The 13889-nt window shown below is 73.8% G+C and carries 15 protein-coding genes; 6 read left to right on the top strand and 9 right to left on the bottom strand.

The features are described from left to right. Positions 1–68: 68 nt before the first annotated feature. The gene (locus LQ327_RS29050) at positions 69–1334 is read right to left on the bottom strand and encodes an alpha-hydroxy-acid oxidizing protein (protein ID WP_230739470.1); all 1266 of its coding nucleotides are present in this window, start codon (positions 1332–1334) and stop codon (positions 69–71) included. A gap of 144 nt (positions 1335–1478) precedes the next feature. Here LQ327_RS29050 and LQ327_RS29045 point away from each other — a divergent pair, with 144 nt between their 5' ends. Next, a complete protein-coding gene (locus LQ327_RS29045) occupies positions 1479–2378 on the top strand; it encodes a class I SAM-dependent methyltransferase (RefSeq protein ID WP_230739469.1) in 900 nt (299 codons plus the stop codon). A gap of 57 nt (positions 2379–2435) precedes the next feature. On the opposite strand, the gene LQ327_RS29040 is transcribed toward LQ327_RS29045, so the two are convergent. Continuing rightward, entirely contained in the window at positions 2436–3134 is a 699-nt protein-coding gene (locus LQ327_RS29040) for a VC0807 family protein (RefSeq protein ID WP_230739468.1), read from the bottom strand. Between the two features lie 195 nt (positions 3135–3329). Here LQ327_RS29040 and LQ327_RS29035 point away from each other — a divergent pair, with 195 nt between their 5' ends. After that, positions 3330–5225, top strand: coding sequence for a S53 family peptidase (locus LQ327_RS29035; protein ID WP_230739467.1), 1896 nt, complete (start codon positions 3330–3332; stop codon positions 5223–5225). A 51-nt stretch (positions 5226–5276) separates the two neighbouring features. Here the strand turns inward: LQ327_RS29035 and LQ327_RS29030 are convergent, their stop codons facing one another. Together LQ327_RS29030 and LQ327_RS29025 are read right to left on the bottom strand one after the other, a co-directional pair. After that, positions 5277–5567, bottom strand: a complete 291-nt coding sequence (locus LQ327_RS29030) for a winged helix-turn-helix domain-containing protein (protein ID WP_230739466.1) — start codon at positions 5565–5567, stop codon at positions 5277–5279. Further along, complete coding sequence (locus tag LQ327_RS29025; protein WP_230739465.1) at positions 5564–6025, bottom strand: hypothetical protein; 462 nt, start codon at positions 6023–6025, stop codon at positions 5564–5566. The genes LQ327_RS29030 and LQ327_RS29025 overlap by 4 nt, the downstream gene beginning before the upstream one ends. Positions 6026–6197: 172 nt before the next feature. On the opposite strand from LQ327_RS29025, the gene LQ327_RS29020 reads away from it, so the two are divergent. After that, positions 6198–6680, top strand: a complete 483-nt coding sequence (locus tag LQ327_RS29020; RefSeq protein WP_230739464.1) for a GtrA family protein — start codon at positions 6198–6200, stop codon at positions 6678–6680. 8 nt (positions 6681–6688) lie between these two features. Here LQ327_RS29020 and LQ327_RS29015 read toward each other — a convergent pair whose 3' ends face one another. Together LQ327_RS29015 and LQ327_RS29010 are read right to left on the bottom strand one after the other, a co-directional pair. Further along, positions 6689–7969, bottom strand: a complete 1281-nt coding sequence (locus tag LQ327_RS29015; protein ID WP_230739463.1) for a sensor histidine kinase — start codon at positions 7967–7969, stop codon at positions 6689–6691. 9 nt (positions 7970–7978) lie between these two features. Next, entirely contained in the window at positions 7979–8653 is a 675-nt protein-coding gene (locus LQ327_RS29010; RefSeq protein ID WP_230739462.1) for a response regulator transcription factor, read from the bottom strand. Positions 8654–8718: 65 nt separating this feature from the next. Between LQ327_RS29010 and LQ327_RS29005 the strand changes: the two genes are divergently transcribed. After that, complete coding sequence (locus LQ327_RS29005) at positions 8719–9537, top strand: inositol monophosphatase family protein (RefSeq protein ID WP_230739460.1); 819 nt, start codon at positions 8719–8721, stop codon at positions 9535–9537. On the opposite strand, the gene LQ327_RS29000 is transcribed toward LQ327_RS29005, so the two are convergent. The 3 genes from LQ327_RS29000 to LQ327_RS28990 form a co-directional block, all read right to left on the bottom strand. Next, entirely contained in the window at positions 9514–9792 is a 279-nt protein-coding gene (locus LQ327_RS29000) for a hypothetical protein (protein ID WP_230739458.1), read from the bottom strand. The two genes, LQ327_RS29005 and LQ327_RS29000, sit on opposite strands and share 24 nt — an antisense overlap. A gap of 324 nt (positions 9793–10116) precedes the next feature. Continuing rightward, the gene (locus LQ327_RS28995; RefSeq protein WP_230739456.1) at positions 10117–10821 is read right to left on the bottom strand and encodes a PH domain-containing protein; all 705 of its coding nucleotides are present in this window, start codon (positions 10819–10821) and stop codon (positions 10117–10119) included. 101 nt (positions 10822–10922) lie between these two features. Next, positions 10923–11780, bottom strand: coding sequence for a biotin--[acetyl-CoA-carboxylase] ligase (locus LQ327_RS28990; protein ID WP_230739454.1), 858 nt, complete (start codon positions 11778–11780; stop codon positions 10923–10925). Positions 11781–11889: 109 nt separating this feature from the next. On the opposite strand from LQ327_RS28990, the gene LQ327_RS28985 reads away from it, so the two are divergent. Next, the gene (locus tag LQ327_RS28985) at positions 11890–13548 is read left to right on the top strand and encodes an acyl-CoA carboxylase subunit beta (protein ID WP_230739453.1); all 1659 of its coding nucleotides are present in this window, start codon (positions 11890–11892) and stop codon (positions 13546–13548) included. Positions 13549–13608: 60 nt separating this feature from the next. Next, positions 13609–13863 (top strand): acyl-CoA carboxylase subunit epsilon, encoded by a 255-nt coding sequence (locus LQ327_RS28980; RefSeq protein WP_230739452.1) that lies wholly within the window; start codon positions 13609–13611, stop codon positions 13861–13863. Positions 13864–13889 lie beyond the last annotated feature (26 nt).

Here is a 13889-nt window from a genome sequence, read left to right as displayed (position 1 = left end):
ATCCTCGGAACGCCGACCTCAGAAGTCCAAGACACAGTCATGACCGCCGCCAGAAGCAACGGTTCTGGTCACCGACGCGCCCGGACCTCGACCTCGGCCGGCGTCCGCGCCCCGGCCAGCCCGACGGTCAGGTCGAGCTCGGCGAGCACGTCCCGCACGACCTGCTCGACCCCGCCCGCCCCGGCGAGCGCGAGCCCCCACACCCACGGCCGGCCCAGGCACACCGCGGTCGCCCCCAGCGCGAGGGCGAGCGCGGCGTCGGCCCCGGTGCGCACCCCCGAGTCCAGCAGCACCGGCACCCGGCCCGCGACGGCGTCCACGACGCCGGGCAGCGCGTCCAGCGAGCCGACCGCGCCGTCGACCTGCCGTCCGCCGTGGGTCGAGACCAGCGGCCCGTCGACGCCCGCGTCGAGGGCACGGCGCGCGTCGTCGGGGTGCAGGACGCCCTTGAGCACGATCGGGAGGCGGGTGCGCCCGCGCAGGCTCGCGAGGTCGGACCACGACAGGTGCGGGCGCGAGTACACGTCGAGGAAGGTCTCGACGGCGGCCCGGGGCAGCGGCGAGGTGAGGTTGTCCAGGAGGCCCCCGGGGTGGTGGCGGGAGATCTCCAGCAGCGTCCGTACGGCCCGCGGAGTGATGCGCGGCGCGGGTCCGGAACGCGGCGCGGATGCCCGGTCCGCGGCCAGCCGCAGGAACACCGGATCCGACGTGTACTGCGCGATCCCGAGGCCGCGGCTGAACGGCAGGTGCCCGCGGTCGAGGTCGCGCGGGCGCCAGCCGAGCATCGTCGTGTCCAGGGTGACGACGACGGCGTCGCACCCGCTGCCCTCGGCGCGGCGCAGGAAACTGTCGACGAGGTCGTCGGAGGTCGACCAGTAGAGCTGGAACCAGCGCGGCGCGGCACCCCCGGCGGCCGCGATCGCCTCGAGCGGGGAGCCGGCCTGGTTGCTGACGATCATCGGGACGCCCGCGGCGGCCGCCCCGCGCGCGACGGCGAGGTCGGCGTCGCGGCGGACGAGGTCGAGCGCGCCGATCGGGGCGAGCAGCAGCGGTGAGGGGAGGCGCCGGCCGAACAGGTCGACGGAGAGGTCGCGCTCCACCGAACCCCGGAGCACGCGCGGGACGATCTCGTACCGGCCGAACGCGGCCCGGTCGGCGCGCATCGTCGCCTCGGCCCCGGCGCCACCGCTGACGTACGCGTCCGCCGCCCGGCTCATCGCCCGCCGACCCCGGCGCTCGCGCTCGGCGGGCGCGGTGGGCACCCGGGGGCGCCGCCCCGAGACGCCGTCGCGGTAGATCTCTTCCTGGCGGGCACGACCCGGACCGACCGTCACGGGCCGGTCGTCTAGCACGGATCCATCGGTCGCGGGCAATCGGATACCGCGCGTGTCAATATCGTCACCCTCCGCTTGCCCATGTCGGATCTATCCCGGACGCTCGTTGTGAACGCTAACAACCTCTACGGGGAGGCATTTTCGATGGTGGACGACCAGGCCCTGGCGAGCCGGTTCGAGCAGTGGGACGTGGTGTCGAGCGTGGGACTCACGGCGCTCGTCGTCGCCGCCGGGCGGGCCGTCGACACGCACCGCCCCGACGGCCTGATCTCCGACCCGTACGCCGAGTCGTTCGTCGCCGCCGCGAACCCGGCCCACCCGCTGCCGGTCCGTCCGACCGAGCCGAAGGACGACTCCGAGGACGAGACCTGGCAGATGATGTCGGGCTACATGGGCACGCGCACGAAGTTCTTCGACGAGTACTTCGCCGCCGCGGCCGACCGGGGCGTGCGCCAGGTCGTCATCCTCGCGGCCGGCCTCGACACCCGGGCCCAGCGCCTCGACTGGCCGGACGGGACCGTCGTCTACGAGGTCGACCAGAAGCTCATGATCCAGTTCAAGGACGAGGTGCTGGAGGCCCAGGGGGTGGCCCCGCGCTGCGACCGCCGCGCCGTTCGCGCCGACCTGCGCGACGACTGGCCCGCGGCGCTCGAGGCCGCCGGGTTCGACGCGACGAGGCCCACCGCGTGGCTCACCGAGGGACTCCTGCCCTACCTGCCCCCGGAGGCCCAGGACGCCCTGTGCACGGCCATCGACGAGCGCTCCGCCCCGGGCTCGGAGTGGGCCATCGAGGACTTCACCAACGTCGCCCAGCAGATCTCCGACCCCGCGTTCCGGCGCATCGCCGCGACCATGGGCGTCGACATGACGCAGCTGCTCTACACCGACGAGCGCCCCGACCCCGCCGCCTGGCTGCGCGAGCGCGGCTGGAGCACCGAGGTCTCGGTGGCCATCGAGGTCGCCAAGGGCTACGGGCGGGAGCTCGACGCCCTCACCCAGCGGCTGAACGGGCAGAGCTACCTCGTCGTCGCGCAGAAGGGCTGACGACGCGACGACGGAGCCCGACCCATCGAGTCGTGGGTCGGGCTCCGTCGTGTCCGCTCAGGCCTGGTCCTCCGCGAGGCGGGCCGCCGCCCGGCGACGCCGGCGGAACGTCACGATCGCGACCGGGCCGATGACGGCCGCCGTCAGGAACGGCGAGACGAACAGGAGCGTCCCGGGCGTCAGGACGAACGCGAGCGCGGCGCGCAGACCGGCCTCGACGACGAGGGCGGTGCCCCACTCGATCGTCGTGCGCCGGTGCCCGGCGCGCACCGTCGCGCGGTCCCAGCTGGCCTCGAGCGCGGCCGACTGCGCGGGCGTCGAGGCCATCATCGAGCGCGCCAGCACGAAGGTGAGCGGGCGCGCCGCGAGGAGCGACCCCAGGAACACCAGCCCGATCGTCCCGGTGACGACCGACTCCTTGAGCAGCAGGAACAGCGGGCTGTCGAAGATCAGCGCCCCGATCAGGCCCAGGATGATCCCGCCGAGCGTCATGAGCGCGATGGGATCGGGACGCCGGGTGCGGATCAGCGTCCACAGCGTCGCCGCGGCGGGGAACACGGCACCGACGGCGAGGGCCGTCACGACGGAGGTCCGCCCGCTCAGCAGCTCGTAGACCACGAACGGCGCGACGATGCCGAAGAGCAGCGTCGGGTTCATGGCCGCCCGGAGGAACTGCCGGCGGCGATCGGTGGCCTCCGCCGGGGCGACGCGGTGGGCGCCTGCGGAGTGCTGCGGTGCGGTCTCCATGGCGGTCATGTCGTCCTCCCCGATGGTCCGTGACCCCGGTGTTCCGGGGGCGAGAACGACGTTAGGGAGGCCCCGGACCGCGGACGTCGTCCTGCGGGTGGAGGCGGGGTGGAGACGCGGGTGGAGACGCGAGTGGGCCGCGAGGCAACGAGATCGTCACGGCGGTGATCGCACCGTGAACGGCGCCGACTCGTTCGACCATTCGTGTCGGTCACCACTCGACTGCTGCCCGTAGCCGCAGCCGCCGCGCTCGCCGTCGCCGTGCTCGTCCCGGGCGCCGCGGCCGCTGCGCCGGGCCCGGCCGCGCCACCCGCCGGAGCGGCGGCATCGGGCTCGACCGCACCGCGCTCGGTCGTCGACGGCCCGATACCGGCCCCCGGCCTCGTCTCCACCCGCAACGTGCTGCCCGGTCTGGCGAAGGCCACCGACCAGGGGCCCGCGCCGGGCAACGCACCGATGCACGTCATGGTGACCCTGCAGCGCCCGGACGTGGCCGGCGAGGAGGCCGCGCTGGCCGCCCAACAGAACGGGAAGGCCGCGCCGTTGTCGGTGGGCGCGTTCGTCGACCGCTTCGGGGTGCCCGCCAGGACCGCCGACGCCGCGAAGGCCTGGCTGTCCTCCACCGGCATGCATGTGGTCTCGGTGTCCGCGGCGCGCGACCAGATCGCCGCCGACGGGCCGGCCGACGCGGTGTCGCAGCTGTTCGCCACCCCGTTGCACGGGTTCGACTCCCCCGACGGGAAGTTCCTCGCCAACACCGCGGATCCGCAGCTGCCGGGGAACCTCGGCATCACCAACGTGGTCGGCCTCAACACGCTGCAGCAGATGCACACCCCGCATCCGCTGCCCCAGGGCCCGCTGCAGTCGACCTGTCTGCCCGGGGCCTGCACCGGCGGCACCACCCCGGCCGATCTCTGGTCGGTCTACGAGCAGCCGCCCACGCACACCGGGTCGGGGCAGCGAGTCGCGATCTTCGGCAACGGCCGCACCGACGGGGTGATCTCCGACCTGCGGGCCTTCGAGGACCGGTTCCGGCTCGGCCACCCGCCGGTGACGGTGAAGCACCCGGCCGGTGACACCGACTTCTCCGACGACTCCGGCCACACCGAGTGGAACATCGACACCCAGGCGTCCCACGGGATGGCCCCGGGCATCGGCGGGATGGACCTCTACTTCGGGACCGACCTGTCCGACGCCGACGTCGCCAGGACCTTCAGCCAGTTCACCGACGACCAGGACTCGCCGCGCCAGGCGTCCGCGAGCTTCGGCGAGTGCGAGCAGGTGCCGGTGGTCTCCGGCGTGCTGAACAACCCGATCACGAACCCGCAGCCGGCGCCGCCGGTCGCGCAGGGCCTGGGCAACAACCTCGACACCACGCTCACCGCGATCACCCGGCAGGCGGCGCTCGAGGGCAAGACGATCTTCTCCTCGACCGGCGACACCGGGTCGTCGTGCCCGGTGGCGTCGCTGCCGGTGGTCGGCGCGGGGAACGGCGTCCTCAACCAGGGCGTGCCGATCACCAACTCGCCGGCGTCGCTGCCCTACGTCGTCGGCGTCGGCGGCACGGTGCTCTACACCGACGGCCGCGGCGGGCGCGCCCGCGAGTACGGCTGGACCCACGGCGGCGGCGGCACCGCGCTGTTCACCCCGGCGCCCGCCTACCAGCAGGGCACCCCGGGACTGAACCTGCCGTGCGTCACGGCGCCGACCAGCGTCTGCCGCGGGATCCCCGACGTCGCGGCGCAGTCCGGCGACGTCCTCGGCAACGGCTACGACATCGTCTCGGACGGCAAGTTCAGCGACGGCGGAGGCGGCGGGACGTCGTTGTCGTCGCCGCTCTGGGCGGGGATGTGGGCGCGGATCCAGTCGGCGTCGTCAGCCGGCGGCGGGCTCGGCTTCGCGAACTTCGACCTCTACCGCGTCGGCAAGGACCCCGCGACCTACGCCCGCGACTTCCACGACATCAGCTCCACCGACGTCCGGAGCGGGCTGCCGAGCACCAATGGCGCGTACCCGTCGCTGCCGGGCTGGGACTACCAGACCGGCTGGGGCGTCCCGCGGGTCGCCGGGCTGATGTGCGACGTGGCGAAGGCCTGCTAGGTGCGCTCCGCGCTCGTGAGCAGTAATTGACGCTGGAGCGTCAATTACTGCTCACAGGCCGAAGGCACCCAGCTCGGTCAACCAGGCCAGGTGGGCGGTGAGCGCCTCGCGGCCGGCGTCGGTCAGCCGGAACCAGGTGCGGGCGCGGCGTCCGACGGCGCCCTTGCGCACCTCGAGGTAGCCCGCGTCCTCGAGCGTGCGGGTGTGCTTCGAGATCACCGAGTCGCCCGCGCCGACGGTGTCGCGCACCGTCGCGAAGTCGGCCCACTTCGCGCCCTGCAGCAGCGCGCAGATCGCGAGACGCGGACCGACCTCGAGCAGCGGATCCCGGGCGGGTGTCACGCGGAGCGCACCCGGCCCTCGCGGATGTCCCGCCGCATCGCCCGCTGCATGGCCACCATGGCGCCGACCATGAGGACCGTCGCCAGGACCAGCACCGCCACGGCCCAGGGGAGCTGCTCGACGCGGTGCAGCGTGGAGACCCCGATGATGCCCACGATCCCGATCAGCAGGAACGCGATCCCGGGCCGCCGCGCGGACGGGTAGGCGGTCATCCGGGTCGAGAGGCTGATCCCCCGGGTCCACCGCACCAGTCGGTCGGCGACCGCGTAGACCAGGATCGACGGCCACGTGATCACGTAGGTCGAGACGTCGCCCGGGAGCGCCCGCGCGAAGAGTGGGCCACCGACCAGCCCGACGGTCGCGACGGTGAACAGCACCCAGAACCACCAGGGCAGGCGCGCCTTCTCCGCCAACTGTTCCCGCTGTGCGGCCACCTGGGCCATCGCCTCGTGCGTCATGTCGCCCTCCCCGGCAAGCACTTTCCGTATGGAAAGCATATGCGATCCGGCGAGTACTTGCCAACCGCCCCAGTCGACGGCGGAGGTTTCCCGCCGGGCGGTGTCGACCCGCTCGGACCAATGCGCTCGTCCGACATCACCACGGGCGGTCCCGGCCCTAGACTCGGGCGCGATGCGGATCGACGGCTCGCTGGCGCGCCCCCGCCTCCAGGCGTTGCTGCGCCGCCACGGCGAGCTGGTGCGGTTCGCCATCGTCGGGGCCAGCACGTTCGTCGTCGACACCGCCGTGTTCCTCCTGCTCGAGAACACGATCCTCGAGCCGAAGCCGGTCACCGCGAAGATCGTCGCGGTGCTGGTCGCGACGATCGTCGGATACCTCGCCAACCGCGAGTGGTCCTTCCGTGCCCGCGGCGGGCTCGCCCGGCCCCGGGAGGCGACGCTCTACTTCGTCGTGTCCGGCATCGCCCTGCTGGTCAACGCGGCGCCGCTGGGCGTCTCGCGCTACGTCCTGCACCTCGCGACGCCGTACGTCTCGGCGTTCACCGAGCAGGCGGCCGACCTCGTCAGCGCGCAGGTGGTGGGCACCCTGCTCGCGATGGCGTTCCGCTGGTGGGCGTTCCGGCGGTGGGTGTTCCCGGCGGCGCTGGCCGACTGACGACCCGGCTACCGCGGCCCCGTCGCCGGCAGCGGACGCGGGGTGGCCACCACCTGGTCGGTCCGCGGCACCGGCAGGAACACCGCGAACACCGCGGGCCGGGTGCGCGCCAGCTCCAGGCGCCCGCCGTCGGCCTCCACCAGCGCCCGGGCCAGCGCCAGACCCACCCCGGTGGACGCCGCGCCGGAGACCCCGCGGTCGAACACGTGCGGCGCGAGCTCGGAGGGCACCCCGTCGCCGTTGTCGGACACCTCGACGACGATCGTGTCCGTGTCGGAGTGCCGCCCGGAGATCGTGATGGTGCCCGCACCGTGACGCAGGGCGTTGTCGACGAGCACGCCGAGCGCCTCGCGCAGCCGGGCCGACGTCGCGCGGGCCACCAGCCCCTCGCCGACCCGGACCCGCAGCGTGCGGCCCTCGGCGCCCACCGGCCCCTGCCACTCGTCCCGGACCGCCGCCAGCTCGCCGTCGAGCTCCAGCGGCGAGGCGCTGGCCGCCCGCGCCTCCCGGGCCGAGCTGAGCAGCTCGTCGAGGACCTCGGAGAGCCGCTCGGCCTGCTCCAGCGCCGCGCCGCCCTCGGCGGAGACGTCCGGGTCCGGGTGCATCGAGAGCTCGTCGAGGCGCAGCTGCAACGCGGTCAGCCGGCTGCGCAGCTGGTGCGAGACGTCGCCGACGAGGTCGCGCTCGCGCTGCAGGAGCTCGGCCAGCGCGACCGCCGACGAGTCGAGGACGTCGGCCACCCGGTCGAGCTCGGGGATGCCGTGACGGTGCGGGGTCGGCCGGAAGTCGCCCGCGCCCAGCCGGGCCGCCCGGCCCGCGACCTGTTGCAGGGGGTCGGCGAGGCGCCGCGCGGTGAGGGTCGCGACGACCGCGCCGACCGCCACCGAGAGCAGGACGGCGGAGAGCACCAGCGCCGTGGCCTGCAGCTGGCGCGCGCGCATCTCCGCGGCCGGCTCGGAGAGCACGGCCGAGCCGTTCAGTCCGAACGGCAGGGTCTCGGCGACCTGGGTCGGGTCCGTCGTGTCACCGATGGCGCTGGTCCCGCGCGGGGTGCGCACGACGAGGGAGCCGCCCGGCGGGACGGCGATCGCCACCGCCTCCAGGTTCACCGGCCGGTCCGACTGCACCTGCGCGTCGAGGGTGTTGACCACCTGACTCAGCCGCCCCGCCAGCTCGGCGTGCGTGAAGTCCTCCACCAGGCGCCACGTGGTGAACGCCAGCGGGCCACCGAGCACGGTCACGGTGATCGCGACGACGAGCAGCGTCGAGATCAGGATCCGGCGGCGCACCCCTCGCCCCTACGTGTTGAAGCGGAACCCGACCCCGCGCACCGTCGAGATCCGCTTGCCCGACGTCGGGCCGGCGTCGGTGTCGCCGAGCTTGCGGCGCAGCCACGACATGTGCATGTCCAGGGTCTTCGAGGTCTTCATCTCCGGGTCGTTCCAGACCTCGCGGAGGATCTCCTCGCGGGACACGACCTGCCCGGCGTGCGCGAGCAGCACCCGCAGCAGCTCGAACTCCTTGTTCGCGAGCCCGACCTCGACCCCGTCCACCAGCACCCGGCGCGCGGACGGCTCCATCCGCACCCCGCCGGCGTCGAGGATCTCGGGGGCGCGGCGCCGCAGCAGGGCCCGGACGCGGGCGAGCAGCTCGGCCAGGCGGAACGGCTTGCCCACGTAGTCGTCGGCGCCGGCGTCCAGACCCACGACGAAGTCGACCTCGTCGGTGCGCGCGGTCAGCATGAGCACGGGCAGGTCCGGCTTGCCGGCGCGGACGCGGCGGCACACCTCGAGGCCGTCCATCCCCGGGAGGCCGAGGTCGAGCACCATGAGGTCGACCTCGCCCTCACCGGCGCGCGTCACGGCCGAGGGGCCGTCGTCGATGACGTCCACCTCGTAGCCCTCGCGGGTCAGCGCGCGGGAGAGGGGTCCGGCGATCGCCGCATCGTCCTCGACGAGCAGCACGGTGGTCATGGACCAGCAGCCTAGTCCGCCGGATGCATGATCTCCGTGCGGCTGTGCCCGTCCTTCCTGGGAAGATGCCCGCCGTGACGGATTCCCTCGCCGCCGACCTGGACCTCGCCCTCCGGATCGCCGACGCGGCCGACGCGGTGACCCACGGCCGCTTCCGGGCGAGCGACCTGAAGGTCGACCGCAAGCCCGACCGCACCCCGGTGACCGACGCCGACGTCGCCTGCGAGGACGAGGTCCGCCGGCTGCTCGCCGCCGAGCGGCCGGACGACGCGGTGCTCGGCGAGGAACGCGGCGGCGACACCACGGCGACCCGGCACTGGATCGTCGACCCGATCGACGGCACCAAGAACTACTCGCGCGGTGTCCCGGTGTTCGCGACGCTGCTGGGGCTGGTCGTCGACGGTGACCCGGTGGTCGGGGTCGTCAGCGCCCCGGCGCTGGGCCGGCGGTGGTGGGCGGCGCGCGGGCTCGGGGCGTTCACCACCGACGTCGCGCGCGGGATCGAGGCGGCCCCGATCGGGGTGTCCGCGGTGTCGGCGCTGGGCGACGCGTACGTGTCGACCACCGACCTCGAGTACTGGCGCGAGATCGGCGCCCAGGACCGCTGGCTGGCGCTGACCCGCGAGACCTGGGAGAGCCGGGCGTTCGGCGACTTCCTCCACCACATGCTCGTCGCGGAAGGGCTGTTCGACGTCGTGGCCGAGCCCGGGGCGAGCGCGTGGGACCTGGCCGCACCCGCCGTCGTCGTGCGCGAGGCCGGGGGGCGGCTCACCGACTTCGCCGGCGCCGAGCGGATCGACGGCGGGGACGCGGTGTCGACCAACGGGCTGCTGCACGACGCGGTGCTCCGGATCGTCGGGTCACCGGGGCCCGCCGGCCCGTAGCGCGCCCCGCATCATCTGGGCCCACGCGAGGCGCCCGAACAGGTGGAAGCACGCGGTCGACTCCTCGTCGAACCGGGTCCACGACCACCGCTGCCCGTCCTCGACCCAGTAGACGTCCCAGCCTTCGGGGCCGGCGACGACGCACCAGAGCTTCTCGGCGTCGTCTCCGACCTCGTCGGGGTCGTGCGCCACGAGCACCGTCGGCGGTGACAGGCCCAGCGCCTCGAGCCAGCCCGGCAGCACGTCGATCCCCACACGGGTTCCGACGACGGCGGGTGTGCGCCGGTTCCGCTCGGTTCGGCGAGGGGCACACCGCGCATCTACGGAGCGCTCGATTCCTGCGTGAGGTGCTGTTGATCAACGAGTGGGTGGGGCTGTGCGCCGCGCCACCGCCACCCGATCCCGCGAGGGGCACATCGCGCAGCTTCGGATCGTTCGGATCATGCGTCAGGTGCTCTTGATCAGCGAGGGCAGTGCGGCTCGCGCGACGAGGGGCACAATGCGCAGCTCCGGGGCGATACGGCGTGCGCCACGTGCTCTTGATCAAGCCGAGAGCGCCCGTCGCCGACGCCAGCGCCCCTACCGCCCCGCCGTCAACGCCCGACGACGGGTGAACGGCAGCCGGCGACGGGGGCGCGGCGCGGGGACGTCGGCGAGGGAGTCGCGCTCGTCGTCGTCCTCGGAGTCCCAGTCGGCGTCGTCCCAGTCCTCGTCCTCGTCGTCCTCGCTCCAGTCGGCGTCCTCGGCGTCCTCGACGTCGCCGTCCCGCCACGCGCCCCACCGGTCGGGGCGCAGCCCGCCGCGCCGCTGGGCCATCCGCTCGACCTCGGAGGCGACCCGGTCGACGCGCCCGATGCCGTCGAACTGCCACGGCTCACGGGTGTCGTCGACCGCCACCACGAGCGTCCCGCAGCCGAGCATCCGGTCGGAGAACGTCCGCGTGGTGCGTACCGACGTGATCGACGCCCCGACCACCGCCACGCCACTGCGCGAGAACACGCCCTCGCGCACCAGGATCCGCCGGTCGGTGACGACGAAGTGGGTGGAGCGCCAGCGCATCACCGGCGCCACCGAGAACCACCCGACCAGCCCGATCCCCACCACGAGGACCGCGACGAGCACCGTGATCGACCACGGCGTCGAGCGGGTGAGGGCGACCAGCCACGCGCCGAGGAACGCGACCACGATCGGCAGGACCGCCGGGAGCACGAGCATCCGCCAGTGCGGCCGCACGTGCCGCGCGACCCGCTCACCCGCGACGAGGAGGCGCTCCGGGTACGGCACGGATCCCCCTCACGCTCGGTGTGGTCCGTCCGAGCGTATCCGCGCCAGGGCCCGGATCCGAGCGCATCGCCCGGCGAGCCCACCCCACCGGGTGCTTCCGGCTACGACCCGACCGTGCGCACGTGCACGACGTCGCCCGCCGACACCGTCGTCAGTGACCCGTCGTGACCGCGGACGACGAGGCGCCCGTCGTCGTCGACGTCCTCCGCCACGCCCTCGAGCACCCGGTCCCCGGGCAGGGAGACGCGCACGGTGGCCCCGAGCGTGGCGCAGCGGCGGCGGTACCCGGCGAGCAGCCCGGCCCGGGCCGCGTCGCCCCGGGCGGCGCGCCAGTCGGCGTCGAGCGAGGCGTAGGTGGCGAGCACGTCACCCAGCACGTCGGGCCGCGACCGCGTCACGCTCTGCGCGAGCAGCGAGGTGCCTCCCTCCGGGAGCTCGGCCTGCGGCGTCGACACGTTGATCCCGATCCCGACGACGAGCGCCTGGGGCGGTTGGGAGGAAGCACCGCCGTCCACGACCTCCGAGAGGATGCCCGCGCCCTTGCGCAGGTCGGGCCCCAGCAGCAGGTCGTTCGGCCACTTCAGCGCGGCCGTGACCGGCGCGTCGCCCGCGGCGGGCCGGTAGTCCTCCATCGCGACGACGAGGGCCAGGCCGGCGATCAGCGGCGCCCACCCCCACTGCGCGACCGGCACCTCCGACGGGCGCAGCAGTACGGAGAACGTCAGGCCCTCCGACGGCGCCGACTCCCACACCCGCTCGCGACGCCCACGCCCCGCGTCCTGGCGGTGCGCCACGAGCACCGTGCGGTCCGGCGCCCCGTCGGCCGCCGCCACGACGAGGTCGGCGTTCGTCGAACCCGTCCGGTCGACGACGTCGACGCGGGCCCACGCGCCGCGCGGCGCGACGGCCGTCTCCCGCAGCGCCGCCCACGCCGCGGCCTCCTGAATCCCGGGGAGCATGCGCGCACGGTAGCGGGCCCCACCGACAGCCGCCGCCGCCGGACGTGGCTGGTCTCACTCCCCGGTTCATCTGGGTGTCCCCACCGAGGTGTCGCTAGGGTCCGCGCTCATGACCGCCGCGACGAAGCCGCCGCCCGAGCCCGACGGGGCCGGGGACGAACCCGACGTCCACACCTCCGCCGGGAAGCTGGCCGACTGGCACCGCCGGCAGGAGGACGTCGTCCACGCGGGCTCGGAGCGCGCCGTCGAGCGTCAGCACTCCCGCGGGCGCAAGACCGCCCGCGAGCGCATCGACCTGCTGCTCGACGAGGGCAGCTTCCTCGAGTTCGACGCCATGGCCCGCCACCGCTCCACGAACTTCGGCCTCGAGGCGAACCGTCCGTACGGCGACGGCGTCGTCACCGGCCAGGGCACCGTCGACGGCCGCCCGGTCTGTGTCTTCTCGCAGGACGCGACGGTGTTCGGCGGCGCGCTCGGCGAGGTCTACGGCGAGAAGATCGTCAAGGTCATGGACGTGGCCATGAAGATCGGCTGCCCCGTCATCGGCATCAACGACGGCGGCGGCGCGCGCATCCAGGAGGGTGTCGTCGCGCTCGGCCTCTACGGCGAGATCTTCCGGCGGAACTCGCACGCCTCCGGCGTCGTCCCGCAGATCTCGCTGGTCATGGGACCGGCGGCCGGCGGCGCCGTGTACTCCCCCGCGCTGACCGACTTCACGATCATGGTCGACGAGACCTCGTTCATGTTCATCACCGGACCGGACGTCATCAAGACGGTCACCGGTGAGGACGTCGAGTTCGAGGAGCTCGGCGGCGCCCGCACCCACAACACCACCTCGGGCAACGCGCACTACCTCGCCTCGGACGAGGACGACGCGATCGCCTACGTGCAGGAGCTGCTGGGCTACCTGCCGTCGAACAACCTCTCCGAGCCGCCGCGGCTCGGGGCGGGTGGGGGCGACACGGCCGAGGAGACCGGCTCGGTCGAGGACGGGATCACCGAGACCGACCGCGAGCTCGACTCGCTGGTGCCGGACTCGCCGAACCAGCCCTACGACATCCGCCAGGTCATCCGCGGCGTGGTCGACGACGAGGAGTTCCTCGAGGTCCAGGAGCTCTACGCGGCGAACATCGTCGTCGGGTACGGCCGCGTCGACGGCCGCGCGGTCGGCGTCGTCGCGAACAACCCGACCCAGCTCGCCGGCTGCCTCGACATCGGGGCCAGCGAGAAGGCGGCGCGGTTCGTGCGCACCTGCGACGCGTTCAACATCCCGGTGCTGACCTTCGTCGACGTGCCGGGATTCCTGCCCGGCGTCGACCAGGAGTACAACGGGATCATCCGGCGCGGCGCGAAGCTGATCTACGCGTACGCCGAGGCGACGGTCCCGCTGATCACGGTCATCTGCCGCAAGGCCTACGGCGGCGCGTACGACGTCATGGGCTCCAAGCACCTCGGCGCCGACCTGAACATCGCCTGGCCGACCGCGCAGATCGCGGTCACCGGCGCGTCCGGCGCGGTGAGCATCCTGTACCGCAAGGAGCTCAAGAAGACCGAGGACGAGGGCGGCGACGTCGAGGCCCGGCGCGTCGAGCTGCAGCAGGAGTACGAGGACACCCTCGCCAACCCCTACATCGCGGCCGAGCGCGGCTACGTGGACGCGGTCGTGCCGCCGTCGTACACCCGCGGGTACGTCGCGCGGGCGCTGCGCTCGTTCGGCACCAAGCGCGAGACGCTGCCCCCGAAGAAGCACGGGAACATCCCGCTGTGAGACGCAGCGAAGCGGAGCTCGAATGGACGATGCTGTGAGACGCAGCGAAGCGGAGCTCGAATGGACGATGCGGTGAGCGGCGACGGCGAGACCGACGAGACCGCGCCGGCCCGGCCGGTGCTGCGGATCGTGCGCGGCGACCCCACGCCCGAGGAGGTGGCCGCGCTGACCGCCGTGCTCGCGGCCGCCTCGGGCGGCGGCGGGGAGCCCGAGGAGACCGGGCCCACCTCGGTGTGGAACGAGCGGGAGTCGCTGGTCCGCCGTCCGCTCACCCCCGGTCCCGGGGCATGGCGGGCGTCGGCGCTCCCCCGCTGAGGCCAACGCCCGATCACCCGTAGGGT

It is taken from the genome of Actinomycetospora endophytica, assembly GCF_021026375.1.
GTDB lineage: Bacteria > Actinomycetota > Actinomycetes > Mycobacteriales > Pseudonocardiaceae > Actinomycetospora > Actinomycetospora endophytica.
This window is presented reverse-complemented; position numbering and strand designations above follow the sequence as displayed.